Raw genomic sequence first — 19,039 nt, 5'->3', positions numbered from 1 at the left:
GGCCGATGCGGCCCGGCCCGAAAGTGTCCACCCGAATTCAACCACCTAAAGTTGTATAAGCGGCCGACATAACCACGCGAGGCATCGCCCGCCGCTCCAATCGTCTTGCGCCCGATATCCCCCGTTCCGTCCGGCAAGGCCCTACCGGCCTTCGCGCGGACACACTTCAAACACGATTCGTCAATCGAATACCCTCATTGAGAGCACTATGAAGCATAGCAACCTCAAGTCAATATCGGAAAAGACGACAATCCAGGATAAAGTCCCTCTTGCCGCGACCTGTTGCATGGCGACCACAGGAGAGGTTCGACGGGGCCGGCCATCCGCCCGTCAGCCATCCGTGCGGGCGAGGAGGCTGTCATAGGCCTTCGAGAACCCCATGAGGGACAGGCGCAGGACCATGTGCTGACCGCGATCGTTCCGCATGTCGAAGCGCAATGTCCTGCCGGCCCGCATGGCCTCGATCCGCGCCGGGCTCAGCCCCAGCCGGAGCACGCAGCCTTCCGGAAGGCAGGTCCGCACGCCGATCCGCGCCGGCGCGCGGCCATCGACCGACATGACGACGCCTTCGCCGAGCAGGATGCCGAGCGGCACGCGGACGAAGGCCGTGGCGCGCCCGTCGGGATCGGGCGCGCGCAGTTGCATGGCGACGATGGTGCGCTCCGTGCGATGATCGAAGATGCGTTGCCAGACATGGCACCGGGGGCGGCCGGCGAGGCTCGCCCGGCCGGTCACGCAATGAAGCGACCAGTCGCCATAGGTTTCCACGTCCCGGTCGCCCCCGCCCGTCCCGCCATCGATCTCGCGCTCGTCGAGACCCCGCTCCCAGAGGCGGTCCAATGCGGCTCCCGGTGCACTCCCGCCATCGCCCGCAAGCCGGCCATAGCCGTCCTGGGCACCGGACGGTCCGACCGCCGCGGCCCACAACGCAAGCCCCCAGATGGCCACCCCGACCGACAGGCGCCCGCCGCTCACCGTGACCATGCCCCACCCCGTTCGCATTACCGCCGCCGCCTCGACATCATTCTGGGCGAACGGTCTAGAAATTCAACCCATGAGTGTATAGCCGACAAGAAAGGAGGCGCCCCGGCCGGAGGCGCCTCCCGCAATCCGCCTACAGGATGGCCCGGTCAGTCCGACCGGGATCCGCTCTCCGGCGCGGTCGCCTTCTCGTCCACATAGAGCTCGGAGCCCATCTGGCGGAAGGTCGCCGCCATCTCCGCCATGCCCTCATCCCGGTTCATTGCATCCGGGTCGTTGAGCGTCGCGGCGTAGTCGCGCACATCCTGCGTGATCTTCATGGAGCAGAATTTCGGCCCGCACATGGAGCAGAAATGGGCCACCTTGTGGGCCTCCTTCGGCAGGGTCTCGTCGTGATAGGCGAGGGCTGTATCCGGGTCGAGCGCCAGGTTGAACTGGTCCTCCCAGCGGAACTCGAAGCGCGCCCTGGACAGGGCGTCGTCCCAGTCCTGCGCCAGCGGGTGGCCCTTGGCGAGATCGGCGGAATGGGCGGCGATCTTGTAGGCGATCATGCCCTGCTTGACGTCGTCGCGGTTGGGCAGGCCCAGATGCTCCTTGGGCGTGACGTAGCAGAGCATGGCCGTGCCGAACCAGCCGATCATGGCCGCCCCGATTCCGCTCGTGATGTGGTCGTAGCCGGGCGCGATGTCGGTCGCCAGCGGCCCGAGCGTATAGAAGGGCGCCTCGCCGCAGGCCTCGAGCTGCTTGTCGACATTCACCTTGACCTTGTGCATGGGCACGTGCCCCGGCCCCTCGATCATCACCTGGCAGCCCCTGTCCCAGGCCGTCCTGGTCAGCTCGCCCAGCGTCTCCAGCTCGGCGAACTGCGCACGGTCGTTGGCATCCGCGATGGAGCCGGGCCGCAAGCCGTCGCCGAGCGAGAAGGAGACGTCGTAGCGGCGCATGATGTCGCAGATGTCCTCGAAGCGCTCGTAGAGGAAGCTCTCCCTGTGGTGATAGAGGCACCACTTGGCCATGATCGAGCCGCCGCGCGAGACGATACCCGTCACCCGGTCGGCGGTGAGGTGGATGTAGCCCAGCCTGACGCCGGCATGGATGGTGAAATAGTCCACGCCCTGCTCGCACTGCTCGATGAGGGTGTCCTTGTAGACCTCCCAGTCGAGCTTGACGGGATCGCCGTCGACCTTCTCCAGCGCCTGGTAGATCGGCACCGTGCCGATGGGCACCGGCGAATTGCGCAGGATCCATTCGCGGGTCGTGTGGATGTTGCGGCCCGTGGAGAGGTCCATCACCGTGTCGGCGCCCCAGCGGATGGCCCAGACCATCTTCTCCACCTCTTCCTCCACGGACGAGGTGACGGCGGAATTGCCGATATTGGCGTTGACCTTCACCAGGAAGTTCCGGCCGATGATCATCGGCTCCAATTCGCCGTGATTGATGTTGGCCGGGATGATGGCCCGCCCGCGCGCGACCTCGTCGCGGACGAATTCGGGCGTCACGAAGTCGGGCATGGACGCGCCGAAGCTCTCGCCGTCGGCGAGCCGTTCGCGCGCCTTGTCGTGCATCGCCTTGCGGCCGAGATTCTCGCGCTCGGCCACATAGGCCATCTCCGCGGTGACGATGCCGGCGCGGGCGTAGTCGAGCTGGGTCAGCGGATGGCCGTCGACCCCGCGCAGGGGCTCGTTGCGGACGGGAAAGGCGCGGGCGAGCCGCTTGTCGCCGACACCGCCATTGTCCTCCGGCTTGATCTCGCGGCCCTCATAGGCCTCGACCCCGCCGCGCTGCCTGACCCAGTCGATGCGGCGGCGCCCGAGCCCCGCCTCGACATCGATTGCGGCCTCGGGGTCGGTATAGGGCCCGGAGCTGTCATAGACGCGCACCGGCGGCTCCTCGGCGCTCGGATGCAGCGCGATCTCGCGGAACGGCACCTTGAGGCCGGGAAACCCCTCCGGCTCGGTATAGATGCGGCGGCTGGCGGGGAGCGGCCCGGTCGTGACGCCGGTGCGGTCCGCCTGGTCTGGTGAAAAGGGTTTGTTCATGGCCGATCTCCTCTGGCTGTCGCCATGGTTCAAGGAGATCCGGGGTTCAAGCGTGGAGCTGGAGGAAACATGTCTGGTCCCAGTCCCTTCGCCGGTATGACCCGGATCAGGTTCTAAGGGTTCACCCAGGAGACACAGGCCAACCGCCTCGAGGCCTCACGGCCCGCGACCGGCGCCACGCTCCCAGGGCATCTCAGCGCCATTCGGGCGCACCCCTCGGAACAATGCTCCCCGACTCTGCGCCTTATGGACGCCATACTCAAGGGGGCTTGGCCCGCCGGGCGGGAATTTTCCGCCCGCATCCTGTCGCGAAATGGAACATCCGGTTCCGAACCCGCCGCCGCCTCCCACGCCCCGAAACAACGCACCCGTTCCATCCGGACACACTGGCTGCGCGCAGCCGGATACCGTATCCCGGCCAGATCACGACAGGTCGTCATTCGCCCGAAAACCGCTCAATTCAGGAGCGAAAGACACCAGCTTCACTCTTTCGACGACAATTGAGATAGAGAAAGCTTGCCTTTACGGATCAATGTCCGCTTCTGTCCCCGAAGAAGAAGCTTTTTCTCCTTGCCATGCACCTGACACGAGTATTTATTGCCAGAAAATGGCGTATTTTCCAGTGTCCTGGCCAGACAGCGAATCGGCTTCCCCAAATTGCCGCCGCGATAGACAGGAGAGTGCTGGCACGTTTTTTGTAACCGTTGGTTATGGCGCAACTGAACCATGACCCTGGGGGGACGAAAAATCTCTTCTCACCCTAAAGATAAGAGAACTATGTTTCGATTCACCTTGAAACAGTGTTCATATTTTGCTGCCGTGGCGGAGCACGGCGGTATCGCGCAGGCCGCGAGGGCCCTCAACGTGTCCCAGCCGGCCGTCGCCTTCGCGCTCGACAAGCTCGAGGCGGCGCTCGAGCTCACCCTGCTGGAGCGCCACCATGCGCGCGGCGTATCCCTGACACCGCAGGGCGAGGAGTTCCTCGCTCTCGCACGCAAGCTGCTCGCGAGCGCCGAAGCCGTCGATTCCGCCGCGCGCGGGCTCTCCGTGCAAATGGATGGCGCGCTGAGCGTGGGATGCCTGGACACGCTGGCCCCGTTCTACCTGCCGGGCCTCGTCAAGGCGTTCCGGACCTATTTCCCGAATGTCGAGCTCGCGGCGAGCGAACAACAGCGCGAGCCCGTCGTCGCGGGGCTGCGCGACGGCCGGTTCGAGGCCGTCATCGCCTATGAATCGGATATGGCCGACCAGCCCGATCTCGTATTCGATGCGGTCGCCTCCGTGCAGCCGCGGGTCATCCTGCCCTCTGACCATGCGTTGGCCTCCCGCAAGGTCGTCAGCCTCAAACTGCTCGAGCGCGACCCCTATGTCGCCCTGGACCTGCCCTGTCTCAAGTCGTATTTCGACAGGCTGCTCGAGCGCGCCGAGATCGCGCCGCCCACCGTGCTGAGCTCGCCTTCGCTGGAGGTGGTCCGCAGCGCGGTCGGCAACGGGCTGGGCTTTTCGCTTATCGCGCTCCAGCCCCAGGCCGACCTCACCTATGACGGCAAGGCCATTGCCGCCCGCCCCATCAGGGAGCAGACACCGCCGCTCCAGATCGTGGTGGGCTATCCCCGCGAAGCACCGGACACCGAGCTTCGCCAGCAATTCATCTCGTTCTGCCGGGACTTTTTCGCCGATCGCAGTGTCGCCGCCTGACGACCGGGCGGGAGAAGGATACTCCCCCCACATGCTCAATCCACGGGATAGGGCCCGTCGGCGAACAGCTCGTCATGATAGCCCTTTGCGCCCACCGCACGGGCCAGGGGGCTCGCCGGACCGTCGCCCGCCGCCAGCCTGTCGACCACATGGGCGAAGTCGTAGACCGGCTGCCAGCCGAGTTCCGTGCGCGCGCGCTCGTTGACATAGACGCGGTCGATCCCCGGGAACATCCGCCAGCCACGATGCGCGTAGACGGCCTCGTAACCCGGCACATGCCGCCGGACGACCCGCGGCGCATCGTGGCGCAATGCCGCCATGTCCGCGGGCGCGAACGGCGTCGTGGCGCTGACGATATAGCGGCCGAAGCCGAGATCGGGCGCGCGGGCGGCGGCGAGCAGATGCGCGCTCACCACGTCCTCAAGATCGACGCGGCGATTGAGGAATTCGTTGGCCTTGATGTTGGCATCCTCATAAGCCTCGCGCACGGCCCGGCTGTCATCCTCCTCGGGGAAGAACCGGGACGTCCTGAGCACGATCGCGGCAAGCCCCCGATTGCGGTGGAAGAGCTGGCAGAGATCCTCCGCCACCGCCTTGGTGACGCCGTAGATGTTCTTGGGAACGGGTGTCAGCTCCTCCGTCACCCAGACCGCCGGCGCGCCCGGCGGCGGTACGAGCGCATCGCCGAACAGGCTCGTCGTGCTGGTGAAGACGAAGGACCCGACGCCGGCGGCGGCGGCCTCCTCCAGCAGGTTGAGCGTGCCGGTGATGTTGGTATCGACGAAGTCCTGCCGGCTGTGAGTGGCGACATGGGGCTTGTGCAGCGTCGCGGCGTGGAAGACCTGCTCGACACCGGCCATGCAGGCGGCCACGCAAGAGCGATCCGCCACCGAGCCGACATGCGTCGTGAACGGGCCGCCGCCGACATCGAGGCCGACCACCTCGCATCCCTGCCGGCGCAGCGTGCGCACCAGCGCCTCCCCGAGATGGCCGGAGCTGCCGGTCACGAGCACCTTCATTGCGCATAGCCCCCTTGATGTCGTGCGGCACCGGTCCAGCCGGATTGCCTGGCGCTATTCGGCCGCCCGGGACACGTCCTTCTTCTGCTCAAGCGGCGGGAAGTCGTCCGGCGTGATGGTCTCCTTCTCCAGCAGGAGCGCCGCGCCCTTCTCCAGATCCGCGCGATGCTCCTCCAGGATCGACTTCGCCCGCTCGTAAGCCTCCGAGATCAGCTTGCGGACCGCGAGATCCACCTCGCGCGCGGTCTCCTCCGAATAGTCCTTCTCGCGCATATTCATGACGCCGTCGCCCAGATAGCTCTGGCGCTGCTGCTCGAGCACGGGCTGGCCGAGCTCCTTGGTCATGCCGAAGCGCGTCACGATCTGCCGGGCGATATCCGTCACCTTGGCGAGATCGTCGGACGCGCCGGTGGAGATCTCGTTGAACATGATGTCCTCCGCCGCACGGCCGGCCAGGAGCACGACCATGCGGTCCTTCAGCTCGCGCGTGGTGATCAGGAACCGGTCGTCGGTCGGACGCTGCATGGTATAGCCGAGCGCGCCGATGGACCGGGGAATGATGGACACCTTGTGCACGGGATCCGTGCTCGGCAGGTTGGCGGCGGCGAGTGCATGGCCCATCTCGTGATGGGCCACGACCTCGCGCTCATGGGGATGCAGCAGCCGGCCCTTCTTCTCCGCGCCGGCGACGATGCGCTCCACCGCGGCGGTGAAGTCCTCCAGCTTGACGGTCTCGCCATTGCGCCGCGTGGCGACGATTGCCGCCTCGTTCACCAGATTGGCGAGATCGGCCCCGGTGAAGCCGGGCGTGATGCCGGCCACGTCGTCGATGTCGAGATCGGGGGCGGCCGTGACCTTCTTGATGTGCACCTTCAGGATCGCCGCGCGGCCCTTGCGGTCCGGCCGGTCGACGACGACCTGACGGTCGAAGCGGCCCGCTCGCAGGAGGGCGGGATCGAGCGTCTCCGGCCGGTTGGTGGCCGCCAGAAGCACGATGCCCTCGCGGGGATCGAAGCCATCGAGCTCGGCAAGGAGCTGGTTGAGCGTCTGCTCCTTCTCGTCATGCCCGCCGCCGAAACCGCCGGCGCGCGTCTTGCCGAGGGAGTCGAGCTCGTCGATGAAGATGATGCAGGGCGCGGCCTTGCGCGCCTGGTCGAACAGATCGCGCACGCGCGCAGCCCCCACGCCCACAAACATCTCCACGAACTCCGAGCCGGAGATGGAGAAAAAGGGCACGCCCGCCTCGCCGGCCACCGCCTTGGCCAGCAGCGTCTTGCCGGTGCCGGGCGGGCCGACCAGCAGCGTGCCCTTGGGGATCCGCGCGCCGAGCCGGCCATACTTGTCCTGATCCTTCAGGAAGGACACCACCTCCTGAAGCTCCATCTTGGCCTCGTCGACACCGGCGACGTCCTCGAAGGACACGCCTGTATCCCTCTCCACAAAGACCTTGGCCTTGGACTTTCCGACATTCATCAGCCCGCCAATGCCCTGCTTCTCCGCGAACCGGCGGAAGAAGAAGATCCACAGGCCGAAAATCAGCAGGACCGGCAGGACCCAGGAGAGCAGGTTCGACAGCCAGGTGTTCTGCACCGTGCCGGTGAACTTGACGCCCGCCTTCTCCAGCTTGTCCGCGACATTGTCCTCGACCCGATTGGTAACGAAGAAATCGCGGTTGTTGATCGGGTCCTTCAGCTTGCCGGTGATCTGCTCCGGCTCGACAGTCGCCTCGACGATCTGGCCCTTGTTCAGCAGCGAGAGGAACTGGCTGTAGGGAATGGGCTCGACCGTCTTGTAGGCGGTCCACCAGCTCTGGAACAGCAGGATCGCGCCCATCGCGATCAGGAAGTACCAGATATTGTATTGATGCTGCTTGTTCATCGTCGGCTCCTGCGCCAGCTCTCCGGAGAGCCCATGCGGCCACTGTCGCCATATTGCCCGGCCGTGACAAGCCCGGCCGCGCGCGCCGTCAGTCCTCGAAGGGGTCGGTCATGAGGATCGTGTCGTCGCGTTCGGGGCTGGTGGAGAGCAGCGCGACGGGGCATTCGATCAACTCCTCGATATGGCGGACATACTTGACCGCCTGGGCCGGCAGATCGGCCCATGAGCGCGCACCTTGCGTGGATTGCGACCAGCCCTCGAAGGTCTCGTAGATCGGCTCCACGCGCCTCTGCGCCCCCTGGGCGGACGGCAGATGGTCGATCTTCCGGCCATCGAGGCGATAGCCGACGCACAGCTTGATCTCGTCGAAACCGTCGAGCACGTCGAGCTTGGTGAGCGCCACCCCGGTGATGCCGCTCGTCTTGATCGCCTGGCGCACCAGCACGGCGTCGAACCAGCCGCAGCGGCGCTGCCGGCCGGTGACGGTGCCGAACTCGCGGCCACGCTCGCCGAGCCGGCGGCCGTCCTCGTTCTCCTGCTCGGTCGGGAAGGGTCCGGCGCCGACACGCGTCGTATAGGCCTTCACGATGCCGAGCACATAGTCGACCGCGCCGGGGCCTATGCCGGTTCCGGTCGCGGCCTGGGCGGCCACGGTGTTGGAGGAGGTCACGAAGGGATAGGTGCCGTGATCGATGTCGAGCATGGTGCCCTGCGCGCCCTCGAACAGGATCCGGTTGCCCGCGCGGCGGGCGCGGTCGAGCAGCGACCAGACCGTGTCGGCATAGGGCAGGATCTTCTCCGCGATCTCCGCGAGCTCCTGATAGAGCTTCTCCGCGGAGACCTCCGGCGCGCCGAGGCCCCGGCGCAGCGCGTTGTGGTGCGTGAGCAGCCGGTCGATCTTGTCGCCGAGCGCCGGCAGGTTCTCCAGATCCATGAGGCGGATCGCGCGGCGCCCGACCTTGTCCTCATAGGCCGGGCCGATGCCGCGGCGCGTGGTGCCGATCTGGCCCGCGCCCGCCGCCTCCTCGCGGATCGCGTCGAGCTCGCGGTGGAGCGGCAGGATCAGGACGGCATTTTCCGCAATCCGCAGGTTCTCCCGCGAGATGGAAACGCCCTGCGCCTCCAGGCGAGCGATCTCGTCGGCGAGCGCCCAGGGGTCCACGACGACACCGTTGCCGATGACCGACAGCTTGCCGGGGCGCAGGATGCCGGACGGCAGGAGCGACAGCTTGTAGGTCACGCCGTCGATGACCAGCGTATGGCCGGCATTGTGGCCGCCCTGGAAGCGCGCCACCACATCGGCACGCTCCGACAGCCAGTCCACGATCTTGCCCTTGCCCTCGTCGCCCCACTGGGCGCCGACCACCACTACATTGGCCATGCCGATCCTCTTGGTGTTACTTGGTCAAACCCGCGCTCTATAGCCTATAAGGCGGGGGGAACCCAAGCGGTGGATGGTCGCTGTACAACAGTATGTCCGTTCGCGGCCGGCTCGCGCCCCTCGCCCCCCGGCGCATGAGAGCCCGGAGGGCGAGGAGGAGGCTCGTTTCTCAGAACGTCAGGAACTTGGCGTCGCGGACATGCGGCAGGGCGCGCACCTTGGCAAGCAGGTCGGGCTGCACCGTGTCGTCGACCTCGATGAGGGCGATGGCGTCGCCACCGCGCTCCTGGCGGCCCAGATTGAAGGTCGCGATATTGATGCCGCCATCGCCGAGCGCCATGCCGAGCGCGCCGATGAAGCCCGGCTTGTCCTCGTTGGTCACATAGAGCATGTGGGGGCCGAGCTCGGCCTCCATATTGATGCCCTTGATCTGGATGATGCGCGGCTTGCCGTCGGAGAACACGGTGCCCGCAACCGAGCGCTGCTGGCGTTCGGTCCGCACGATGAGGCGGATATAGGTGTCGTAGACGCCGCGCTTGGACTGGCGCACCTCGTCCACCGCCATGCCGCGGCTTTCCGCCACGATCGGCGCGTTCACCATGTTGACCTCGGTCAGGATGGGTGCCAGGAGCCCTGCCAGGAGCGCGGAGCTGAGCGCCTTGGTGTTCATCTCCGCCACGTCGCCGGCATATTCGATGGTGATGCCCTTGATGCTCGATTCGGTGAGCTGGCCGGCGAAGGAGCCGAGCTGCTCGGCGAGCTTGATGAAGGGCTTCAGGCGCGGCGCCTCGTCGGCGGAGATCGAGGGCATGTTGAGCGCGTTCGCCACCGCGCCGTGGAGCAGGTAATTGGCGACCTGCTCGGCGATCTGGACGGCCACGTTCTCCTGGGCCTCGGTCGTGGAGGCGCCGAGATGCGGCGTGCACACGACCTCCTCCATGCCGAACAGGACGTTCTCCTTGGCCGGCTCCTCCTCGAACACGTCGAGGGCCGCGCCCGCGACATGGCCGCTCTCGATGGCCGCCTTCAGGTCTGCCTCGACCACGAGACCGCCGCGCGCGCAGTTGATGATACGCACGCCCTTGCGGGTCTTGGCCAGCGCCGCCGCATCGATGATGCCGCGGGTCTTGTCGGTGAGCGGCGTGTGCAGCGAGATGATGTCGGCCCGGGCCAGGAGGTCGTCGAGCGAGACCTTCTCCACGCCGAGCTGGACGGCGCGCTCGTCGGTGAGGAACGGATCGAAGGCGATGACGCGCATCTTCAGGCCGAGCGCACGCTCCGCGACGATGGAGCCGATATTGCCGCAGCCGACGATGCCGAGCGTCTTGCCGGTGATCTCCATGCCCATGAACCGGCTCTTCTCCCACTTGCCGGCATGGGTGGAGGCATTGGCCTGCGGGACCTGACGGGCGAGCGCCATCATCATGGAGATGGCGTGCTCGGCGGTCGTGATCGCGTTCCCGCTCGGGGCGTTCATGACGATGATGCCCTTGGCGGTGGCCGCCTTGACATCGATATTGTCGACGCCGATGCCGGCGCGGCCGACGACCTTAAGCCGCTCCGACGCCTCGATGACCTTCTCGGTGATCTTGGTCGCCGAGCGCACGATGACGCCGTCATAGTCGTTGATGATCTCGATGAGCTGGTCGCGGTCGAGGCCGGTCTTCACGTCGGCCTCGACGCCGCGCTCGGTGAGCACGTCGACGGCGCGCGCCGACATCTTGTCCGCGATAAGGACACGGGGTGCCATAGGATCAGGTCTCCTGATTGAATGGGGTCGGTTGCGGGGAGCCGGGCCTGGCGGTCAGGCCGCGGCGCGCAACTCCGAAAGCGCCCGGGCATAGGCCCAGTCGAGCCAGGGGATGAGCGCCTCCAAGTCGGCGCGCTCCACCGTCGCTCCGCACCAGATGCGGAGCCCCGGAGGCGCGTCGCGATAGGCGCCGAGATCGAGGCCTGCGCCTTCCGCCTCCAGAAGCGCAACGATGCGCTTCGGGATCGCCTTGCTCTCCTCGTCCGAAAGACCCGCCAGGGCCTCGTCGGAGAGCTTCAGGCAGACGGAGGTGTTGGAGCGCGTGGCGGGCTCGACCGCCAGATGGGCGATCCAGGGCGTGCGCTCGACCCAGTCGGCAACGACGCCCATATTGGCGTCCGCCCGTGCGACGAGCGCGTCGAGGCCGCCGATCTCCTTCGCCCAGTCGAGTGCGACCAGATAATCCTCCACACACAGCATGGAGGGGGTGTTGATGGTCGCGCCCTCGAAGATGCCGGCATTGAGCTTGCCGTTCTTCGTCATGCGGAAGAGCTTCGGCATCGGCCATGCGGGCGTGTGGCTCTCCAGCCGCTCCACCGCGCGCGGGGAGAGGATGAGGACGCCGTGCTGCGCCTCGCCGCCGAGCACCTTCTGCCAGGAGAAGGTCACGACATCGAGCTTGTCGAAGGCGAGCCTCTGGGCGAAGGCCGCAGATGTCGCGTCGCAGATGGTCAGCCCGTCCCGGTCGGCCGGGATCCAGTCACCGTCCGGCACGCGCACGCCGGAGGTCGTGCCATTCCAGGTGAACACCACGTCGCGGGCGAAATCGACCTCGGAGAGGTCGGGCAGCGCACCGTAATCGGCCTCGACGATACGCGTGTCCTCGAGCTTGAGCTGCTTGACCACGTCGGTCACCCAGCCCTTGCCGAAACTTTCCCAGGCGAGCATGTCGACGCCGCGCGCGCCGAGCAGCGACCACAGCGCCATCTCCATCGCCCCGGTGTCGGAGGCGGGCACGATGCCGATGAGATGGCTGTCGGGAACCTGCAGCACCTCGCGGGTCAGGTCGATGGCGCGCTTGAGCTTCGCCTTGCCGTCCTTCGACCGGTGCGAGCGCCCGAGCGATGCATTTTGGAGGAGAGAGGGGGTCCAGCCCGGAATCTTCGCGCAAGGACCGGAAGAAAAAAGCGGAACAGCCGGCCGGATGGCCGGTTTCGTCTGGTCTGTCATGTCTTGCTACCCTTTCAGACAGCGGCCCCTCGGTGGGGAGGGGTGGCCCACGGACGGGAATAGTGGAACCGCGGCGTGCCGTCAACAGGGAAGCGGAACGAAAGGGGGCGACATCCTGTCCGGATGCCGCCCCGGCTTCTGGGAGGGAGAAGCCTTCGGGATCAGAAGCTGAACCGCAGACCCGCGCGCGCCGAATGGTCCTGGAAGTTCGGACCGTCGATCGACGTGTTGCGATAGCGGTAGCCCACATCGAGCGCCACACGCTCGGTGATGTTGAAGGCCACGCCGCCCATCAGGGCGAAGGTGAAGCCGTCATCGTCGTCGAGGCCGTTGGAGCCATTGAGCCAGCCCCAACCGAGACCCGCGCCGACATAGGGTGTCATCAGCGAACCCCACGGAATGTCGACATAGCCGTTGCCGAGCAGGGTCCAGGCGTCGTACTTGCCCGGGCCCATGTCGTACTTGCCGGAATAGTCTCCGGTGATATCGGCACGGAACATGTCGTTGAAGCGATACCCCACGCCGCCGCCGGCGGTGAAGTTGTCATCGTTCTCCAGGTGGTCGCTCATATCGGTCCAGGACCAGCCCAGATCGCCGCGCAGATACCAGCCGCTATTGTCGTAGACCGGTGCGGGGGCAGGCGCGGGTTCCGGCGTGTAGGCCGGCATGTCCGCGGCAAGTGCGGTTCCGCCCAGAAGGCCGACCGCAACGACACTCGCAATCGCTGTCTTTACTGTTTTCACAACGCAACTCCTCTCAGTCATCTGGACGGATCGGGGAGCAATCCGCCCTTCGGGCAACAGGCCCAAATCCGGATAATCCTGAGCCTGAGAGGTAGGTGGCCGGCGTGACGCAATGAAGGCCCAATTGGGGCAAGAAAGTGCATCGGAGCACGCAATCGCCTGTCCGTTGCATCCTTGCAACAATACAGGGTTTACAAAAGGTTACAGTGAGTTGCCGGCGAGCAGCCCGCTGCTTGGCCTCGCACCGCCTCCCCCGAAACGGCACAAGCCCCCCGCGCCCATCATGGAGGCGGGAGGCTTGCATCATGTCAGACGGATCGGGCCGGAGCGGCCCCCGTGTCCCGACCGGCGCCTACCAGCCCTGCAGGCCGATCCGCACGCCGACCCTGGCTTCGTGGGCGTCGATGTCGTTCGTCTTGAATGCCGACGGCCCGCCCGACCTGGCCCGGCCGAGATTGACATAGCGGTAGCCGATATCGAGCGCGACATTGTGGGCGACGTCGAAGGACACGCCCGCCTGCAGGTTCCAGGCGAAGGAGACATTGCTGCCGTCGCTGGAATCGGCCGGCGCGTCGACATCGCTCAGACGGTGATAGGCGACGCCGATGCCGCCGCCGACATAGGGCGTCACGCCGCCGAAATCGGCGACGTCGTAATAGACGTTCACGAAGCCTGTCAGCGCGGAGTGATCGGCGTCGAGATCCCCGTAGCTGTTACGCAGCTTGCTCTCGAAGGCATAGCCGGCGGTCACGTCGGCGCGGATATTGTCCGTGAAGGCGCAACCGATGCCGCCCTCGATGACGCCCGTATCCTTCAGCTTCTCGCCTTCGGTCGTGTAGACCTCGCCGTCGGAATTCTTCGTGACCTTGGGCCTGTCGTGGAAGCGTGCCGCGCCGTCGAGGCGCGCATAGAGACAGCCCGCCGGCTCGGGTGGCGGCGGCGGCAGGAACAGGTCCGCCGCCAGGGCCTGCCCAGCCCCCATCGTGACCAGGGCGACTGCACCGCCGCCCAGCAGTTTGACGATTCTCATGACGTTCACCCCTCGCTCTCCATGGGAGTCTCCGGCGGTGCTGCCGCCGGCATAAGGCCTGAGCTCCGAGTGCCCCCCGTGCCCCGAGCCGTGCATCTTTGGACACGGCTGCGCTGCCGGGCGGAGAGACCGGCGAGCGACGCAACCGCATGCTCGCCTTTTATTAACGATACTCGTTAAAATTGTTTTAACGTTAACAAGAGGTGTGGCCGGACCGGACCCGGCGAGCGCTGCTCAGCCTGATTTGACTGTCGGGAAACGGGCCGTCTCACCGCCCATGACGAGGGAAACGGCGACAGCGCCCGGGCGATGGTTCGGCAGGGCCCTGGAAGGTGGCGCCGCGCGCGTTGCGCACTGCCCGTGCGTCAGGCGCCGGCCTGTTCGAGGGCGGCGGCGATATCGTCGACCACGGTCTCCACGAGAACCGCATCGTCGCCCTCGCCCATGACACGGATGACGGGCTCCGTGCCCGACGGGCGGATAACGAGCCGGCCGGCCGTGCCGAGGCGTTCCGTGCCCGCCTCGATGGCGGATTTGACGGGCGCCAGCTCGAGCGGGGCGCCGGCACCCTTGCGGTAGCGGATATTGCGCAGGATCTGCGGTACCCGCTCGAACTGGGTGCAGACCTCGCTCATGGGCTTGCCGCTTGCCACCACGACGGACAGTACCTGCAGCGCGGCGATCAGACCGTCGCCTGTGGTCGCGAAATCGCTGAGCACGATGTGGCCGGACTGCTCGCCGCCGATATTGTGGCCATTGGCGCGCATGTGCTCGACCACATAGCGGTCGCCGACCTTGGTGCGCACAAGGTCGAGGCCGAGGGAGGCGAGATGGCGCTCCAGCCCCAGATTGGACATGACCGTCGCGACCACGCCGCCGCCGGTCAGCCGCCCGGCCTCCGCCCAGCTGCGCGCGATGAGGGCGAGCACCTGGTCGCCGTCCACGACCGCGCCCTTCTCGTCGATGAGGATCACCCGGTCGGCGTCCCCGTCGAGCGCGATGCCGGCATCGGCGCGCATCTCGCGCACCTTCTCGCAGACGAGCTCCGGCGCGGTCGAGCCGCATTTGTCGTTCACATTGAACCCGTTCGGCTCGACCCCCACGGGGATGACTTCTGCGCCGAGCTCCCACAGCGCCGCCGGCGCGACGCGATAGGCGGCCCCGTTGGCGCAGTCGACCACGATCCGCAGGCCGTCGAGGCGCAGCTCGCGCGGGAAGGTGCCCTTGGCAAACTCGATATAGCGCGCCTGGGCATCCTCGATGCGCTTGGCCCGGCCGAGCTTGTCGGGGGCGGCGAGTCCCTCGTTCAGGCCGTTGTCCATGAGCCGCTCGATCTCGATCTCCTGGCTGTCGGAGAGCTTGTAGCCATCGGGCCCGAACAGCTTGATGCCATTGTCGTGATAGGGATTGTGGGAGGCGGAGATCATGACACCGAGATCGGCGCGCAACGACCGCGTCAGCATGGCCACCGCCGGCGTGGGGAGAGGACCGAACTGGAAGACATTCATGCCGACCGACAGGAAGCCGGAGACGAGCGCGGACTCGATCATGTAGCCGGACAGGCGGGTGTCCTTGCCGATCACCACGCGGTGACCATGGTCGCCGCGCGTATGCAGCCGGCCCGCGGCCATGCCGACCTTGAGCGCGGTCTCCGCATTCATCGGCCAGCTATTGGCCTTGCCCCTGATGCCGTCGGTGCCGAAATAGGTTCTCAATGCCCCGCATTCCCTTGATGTTGCCTTCGCGCCCGCCGGCACGATAGTAGCGTGTTCCGCCGCGCCCGTCAGTTCAGCCGAGCGTCGACGATGCGCCGCCAGACCGTCAAGGCCTGCACGGTTTCCGACACGTCGTGGACACGCACGATCTGCGCACCCTGGAAGATACCGGCGAGCGCCGCCGAGATCGAGCCCGGAACGCGACGGCGCGCGACCGTCTCCCCCGTGATCGCACCGATGAAGGCCTTGCGCGACACACCGAGGAGCAGGGGCACGCCGAGCCCGTGAAACAGCGCCAGCCCGTTCAGGAGCTGGAGATTGTGATCGAAGGTCTTGCCGAAGCCGATGCCGGGATCCGCGATCAGCCGCGCACGCGGCAGGCCGGCCTCCTCCGCACGCAGGATGTGGCCCTCCAGCGTGTCGTAGACGTCGAGCAGCACATGCGCATAGGACGGATCCTGCTGCATGGTCTTCGGCTCGCCAAGGCTGTGCATCAGGACGACCGGACAGTCGAGCGCGGCGGCCGCGTCGAGCGCGTCCGGATCGTGGGTGAGGCTGGAGACATCGTTGACGATCATGGCGCCGGAGGCCACCGACCGGCGCATCACCTCCGCCTTGCGCGTATCGACCGACATCGGCACACCCAGGGGCTTCAGCGCCTCCAGCACCGGCAACACGCGGGCGAGCTCGTCGTCGAGCGAGACCGGATCGGAGCCGGGCCGCGTCGACTCGCCGCCAATGTCGAGAATGTCCGCTCCCGCCTCCACCAGCGCCCGACCGTGGGCGATGGCATCGCCGGTGTCGCCGTGCTCGCCGCCATCGGAGAAGCTGTCGGGTGTCACATTCACGATACCCATGACGATCAGGCGGGCCGGATCCAGCCCGGCGACCGGCGCGCGCGGACGCTCGATCCGGTCGAGCCAGCCGGCGATGGTGTTGTCGCCGGACGCGGCGAGGTCGGCATAGGCGCGCACGCTTGTCGACACCTTCCCGCCATCGCGCTCGATCACCTCCAGATTCGTGAATCCCGCCGCATGGCTACCACCCAGCCGGCCCGCAACGCCGGCGCCGAACGCCTCATTGGCGTCGGACCCGTACACCAGTCCGATCGGCTTGACGTACAATGCCCCCATTGTCGCTCTACCTCATCCTTGCCTTGTCCCAAGGGCACCGCCACGCCCGGCCGCGCGGATCACCTGCCCGAACCATCCGAAATAGAGCAGATCATCGTTCTGAAATCGATTCCGTTTGGTGTTTTGCCGTCCAATCCCATCAGCACCGGCACACGCCCCGTGCCATCGCATGGGCAAGCCCGGCCGCCCTTCGCACATAAAAGCGAGCCGGAGACCCTGGGCGGATCTCCGGCTCTCGATCTCAAGACCGCCCCGCAGTCAGTCGACCTGACCTGGTTGCGGGGCGATCGATCTCAAAGTGTCACAGCATCTTGTCCCATGTCCGTTCGGACGCGCGGTGCTCCGAAGCCGGCTTCGGACGATGCCGTCACGCCTGCGGCTGAGGCTCCATGTCTCCTGCATCGGGATTTTCCCCGGAGCCCTTGCGCCCGCCGCCCGTCACCGGCACGGCCGACTTCGGCGGCACCGGATCGTCCTCGATCGTGGTGTCGCGCACCGGCGGCTTGCCGTTCAGCAGGTCCTGGATCTCGTCGCCGGACAGCGTCTCGTATTCGAGCAGCGCCTTCGCGATGGCGTGGAGCTGGTCGATATTGTCCTCCAGGATCTTGCGGGCGAGCTTGTAGCCGTCGTCGACCAGCGTGTAGATCTCCGCGTCCACGACGCGCTGCGTCTCCTGCGACAGGTTCTGCTGGCGCGCGACGGAATGGCCGAGGAACACCTCCTCCTCGTTCTCGCCGTAGCTCAGGGGCCCGAGCTTGTCGCTCATGCCGTACTGGGTGACCATGGCGCGAGCGAGCTGGGTGGCCATCTTGATATCGGACGACGCCCCGGAGGTGACCTTGTCGTGCCCAAAGATCAGCTCCTCGGCCACGCGACCGCCCATGGCGACCGCGAGATCGGCCTTGAACTTTTCGCGGGTGACGGAGATGTGATCGCGCTCGGGCAGGCGCATCACCATGCCGAGCGCACGCCCGCGCGGGATGATCGTCGCCTTGTGCACCGGGTCGGAAGCCGGCATGTGCAGGCCGACCAGCGCGTGCCCGCCCTCATGATAGGCGGTGAGCTTCTTCTCCTCCTCGGTCATGACCATGGAGCGTCGCTCCGCCCCCATCATGACCTTATCCTTGGCGTCCTCGAACTCGACCTGCGTGACCAGACGCTTGCCGCGCCGGGCGGCGAGCAGCGCCGCCTCGTTCACGAGGTTCTGCAGATCGGCGCCGGAGAAGCCGGGCGTGCCGCGCGCGATGACCTTGGGCTCCACATCGGGGGCCAGCGGGACATTGCGCATATGCACCTTGAGGATCTTCTCGCGACCCACGATGTCGGGGCGCGGCACGACGATCTGGCGGTCGAAGCGGCCCGGGCGGAGCAGCGCCGGGTCGAGCACGTCGGGGCGGTTCGTCGCGGCCACCAGGATGACGCCCTCATTGGCCTCGAAACCGTCCATCTCGACGAGCAGCTGGTTCAGCGTCTGCTCGCGCTCGTCATTGCCGCCGCCGAGGCCGGCGCCGCGATGGCGGCCGACCGCGTCGATCTCGTCGATGAAGATGATGCAGGGGGCGTTCTTCTTGGCCTGCTCGAACATGTCGCGCACACGGCTCGCGCCCACGCCCACGAACATCTCCACGAAGTCGGAGCCGGAAATGGTGAAGAACGGCACATTCGCCTCGCCCGCGATGGCGCGCGCGAGAAGCGTCTTGCCGGTGCCGGGCGGGCCGACGAGCAGCGCGCCCTTGGGGATGCGACCGCCAAGGCGCTGGAACTTGTGCGGGTCCTTGAGGAACTCCACGATCTCCTGGAGATCCTCCTTGGCCTCGTCGACTCCGGCCACGTCGTCGAACATCACACGACCGTGGCGCTCGGTGAGCAGCTTGGCCTTCGACTTGCCGAAGCCCATCGCCTTGCCACCGCCCGACTGCATCTGCCGCATGAAGAAGATCCACACGGCGATCATCAGCAGGATCGGGAACCAGGAGATGAAGACGTTGAGGAGGAAAGAGTCCTCGCCCGGCGGCTTCGCGCGGATATCGACGTCGCGGTTCCTGAGCTCGGAGATCAGGTTGGGATCGTTGGGCGCGAGCGTCTGGAAGCTGCGGCCGTCGTTGAAGTGGCCCGTGATCGTGTCGCCGGCGATCGTCACGTCGCGCACCTTCCCGGCGTCGACCTCGTCGAGAAGCTGGGAATAGCTGACCTCGTTCGACGACGAGCGCTGTGTCGGACCCTGGAACAGGTTAAACAGGGCAAACAGCAGCAGCGCGATGATCACCCAGACAGCGAAATTCCTGAAATTATTCACGAAACGTCCTCACCTCGCCAGCCTGTGGACCGGCCGATTTCGGTTGTTTTCCGGTGCCCTGCGCACGCTCGCTTTCTAACATAGGAAGGGCGCGGGTTTTTGCCAAGCACGATACGCTGTCCGCCGCCGGTTCCGCAAGCGCCCCC

At 66.5% G+C, this 19,039-nt stretch carries 13 protein-coding genes and 1 riboswitch; of the genes, 1 reads left to right on the top strand and 12 read right to left on the bottom strand.

The window, feature by feature from the left end:
- Positions 1-330: 330 nt before the first annotated feature.
- Both HW532_RS15485 and thiC read right to left on the bottom strand, forming a co-directional pair.
- Entirely contained in the window at positions 331-984 is a 654-nt protein-coding gene (locus HW532_RS15485; RefSeq protein ID WP_213161325.1) for an invasion associated locus B family protein, read from the bottom strand.
- A 146-nt stretch (positions 985-1,130) separates the two neighbouring features.
- Positions 1,131-3,020 (bottom strand): phosphomethylpyrimidine synthase ThiC, encoded by a 1,890-nt coding sequence (gene thiC / locus HW532_RS15480; protein ID WP_213161324.1) that lies wholly within the window; start codon positions 3,018-3,020, stop codon positions 1,131-1,133.
- 65 nt (positions 3,021-3,085) lie between these two features.
- Positions 3,086-3,247: riboswitch (TPP riboswitch) on the bottom strand.
- Positions 3,248-3,746: 499 nt separating this feature from the next.
- On the opposite strand from thiC, the gene HW532_RS15475 reads away from it, so the two are divergent.
- Positions 3,747-4,718 carry a LysR substrate-binding domain-containing protein gene (locus tag HW532_RS15475; protein WP_343068631.1) on the top strand — a complete coding sequence of 324 codons (972 nt, stop codon included), beginning with the start codon at positions 3,747-3,749 and terminating at the stop codon, positions 4,716-4,718.
- A 35-nt stretch (positions 4,719-4,753) separates the two neighbouring features.
- Here the strand turns inward: HW532_RS15475 and HW532_RS15470 are convergent, their stop codons facing one another.
- The 10 genes from HW532_RS15470 to ftsH (HW532_RS15425) form a co-directional block, all read right to left on the bottom strand.
- A complete protein-coding gene (locus HW532_RS15470) occupies positions 4,754-5,737 on the bottom strand; it encodes an NAD-dependent epimerase/dehydratase family protein (RefSeq protein WP_213161322.1) in 984 nt (327 codons plus the stop codon).
- Positions 5,738-5,791: 54 nt separating this feature from the next.
- Positions 5,792-7,615, bottom strand: a complete 1,824-nt coding sequence (gene ftsH / locus HW532_RS15465; RefSeq protein WP_213161321.1) for an ATP-dependent zinc metalloprotease FtsH — start codon at positions 7,613-7,615, stop codon at positions 5,792-5,794.
- Between the two features lie 88 nt (positions 7,616-7,703).
- Positions 7,704-8,996: an adenylosuccinate synthase gene (locus tag HW532_RS15460; protein WP_213161320.1), complete on the bottom strand. Its 1,293-nt coding sequence runs from the start codon at positions 8,994-8,996 to the stop codon at positions 7,704-7,706.
- Positions 8,997-9,165: 169 nt separating this feature from the next.
- Positions 9,166-10,746: a phosphoglycerate dehydrogenase gene (gene serA / locus HW532_RS15455; protein WP_213161319.1), complete on the bottom strand. Its 1,581-nt coding sequence runs from the start codon at positions 10,744-10,746 to the stop codon at positions 9,166-9,168.
- Positions 10,747-10,800: 54 nt separating this feature from the next.
- Positions 10,801-11,976, bottom strand: coding sequence for a phosphoserine transaminase (locus HW532_RS15450; RefSeq protein ID WP_213161318.1), 1,176 nt, complete (start codon positions 11,974-11,976; stop codon positions 10,801-10,803).
- A gap of 161 nt (positions 11,977-12,137) precedes the next feature.
- Positions 12,138-12,719 carry an outer membrane protein gene (locus HW532_RS15445; RefSeq protein ID WP_213161317.1) on the bottom strand — a complete coding sequence of 194 codons (582 nt, stop codon included), beginning with the start codon at positions 12,717-12,719 and terminating at the stop codon, positions 12,138-12,140.
- A 352-nt stretch (positions 12,720-13,071) separates the two neighbouring features.
- On the bottom strand, positions 13,072-13,749 hold the full coding sequence (locus tag HW532_RS15440; protein ID WP_213161316.1) for an outer membrane protein: 678 nt from the start codon (positions 13,747-13,749) through the stop codon (positions 13,072-13,074).
- Positions 13,750-14,114: 365 nt separating this feature from the next.
- The gene (gene glmM, locus HW532_RS15435) at positions 14,115-15,464 is read right to left on the bottom strand and encodes a phosphoglucosamine mutase (protein ID WP_213161315.1); all 1,350 of its coding nucleotides are present in this window, start codon (positions 15,462-15,464) and stop codon (positions 14,115-14,117) included.
- 68 nt (positions 15,465-15,532) lie between these two features.
- Positions 15,533-16,597 (bottom strand): dihydropteroate synthase, encoded by a 1,065-nt coding sequence (gene folP / locus HW532_RS15430; protein ID WP_213161314.1) that lies wholly within the window; start codon positions 16,595-16,597, stop codon positions 15,533-15,535.
- A gap of 367 nt (positions 16,598-16,964) precedes the next feature.
- The gene (ftsH, locus tag HW532_RS15425; protein ID WP_213161313.1) at positions 16,965-18,893 is read right to left on the bottom strand and encodes an ATP-dependent zinc metalloprotease FtsH; all 1,929 of its coding nucleotides are present in this window, start codon (positions 18,891-18,893) and stop codon (positions 16,965-16,967) included.
- Between the last annotated feature and the right edge of the window lie 146 nt (positions 18,894-19,039).

Origin of the sequence: Kaustia mangrovi, from assembly GCF_015482775.1 — a bacterium.
Taxonomy (GTDB): domain Bacteria; phylum Pseudomonadota; class Alphaproteobacteria; order Rhizobiales; family Im1; genus Kaustia; species Kaustia mangrovi.
The sequence above is the reverse complement of the archived record's forward strand: the minus strand, read 5'-3'. Positions and strand labels throughout refer to the sequence as shown.

Bases quoted from the DNA above. Each gene is read 5' to 3' on its own strand.
- HW532_RS15485 (WP_213161325.1), bottom strand. From the start codon at position 984: ATGGTCACGGTGAGCGGCGGGCGCCTGTCGGTCGGGGTGGCCATCTGG.
- thiC (WP_213161324.1), bottom strand. From the start codon at position 3,020: ATGAACAAACCCTTTTCACCAGACCAGGCGGACCGCACCGGCGTCACG.
- HW532_RS15475 (WP_343068631.1), top strand. From the start codon at position 3,747: ATGACCCTGGGGGGACGAAAAATCTCTTCTCACCCTAAAGATAAGAGA.
- HW532_RS15470 (WP_213161322.1), bottom strand. From the start codon at position 5,737: ATGAAGGTGCTCGTGACCGGCAGCTCCGGCCATCTCGGGGAGGCGCTG.
- ftsH (WP_213161321.1), bottom strand. From the start codon at position 7,615: ATGAACAAGCAGCATCAATACAATATCTGGTACTTCCTGATCGCGATG.
- HW532_RS15460 (WP_213161320.1), bottom strand. From the start codon at position 8,996: ATGGCCAATGTAGTGGTGGTCGGCGCCCAGTGGGGCGACGAGGGCAAG.
- serA (WP_213161319.1), bottom strand. From the start codon at position 10,746: ATGGCACCCCGTGTCCTTATCGCGGACAAGATGTCGGCGCGCGCCGTC.
- HW532_RS15450 (WP_213161318.1), bottom strand. From the start codon at position 11,976: ATGACAGACCAGACGAAACCGGCCATCCGGCCGGCTGTTCCGCTTTTT.
- HW532_RS15440 (WP_213161316.1), bottom strand. From the start codon at position 13,749: ATGAGAATCGTCAAACTGCTGGGCGGCGGTGCAGTCGCCCTGGTCACG.
- folP (WP_213161314.1), bottom strand. From the start codon at position 16,597: ATGGGGGCATTGTACGTCAAGCCGATCGGACTGGTGTACGGGTCCGAC.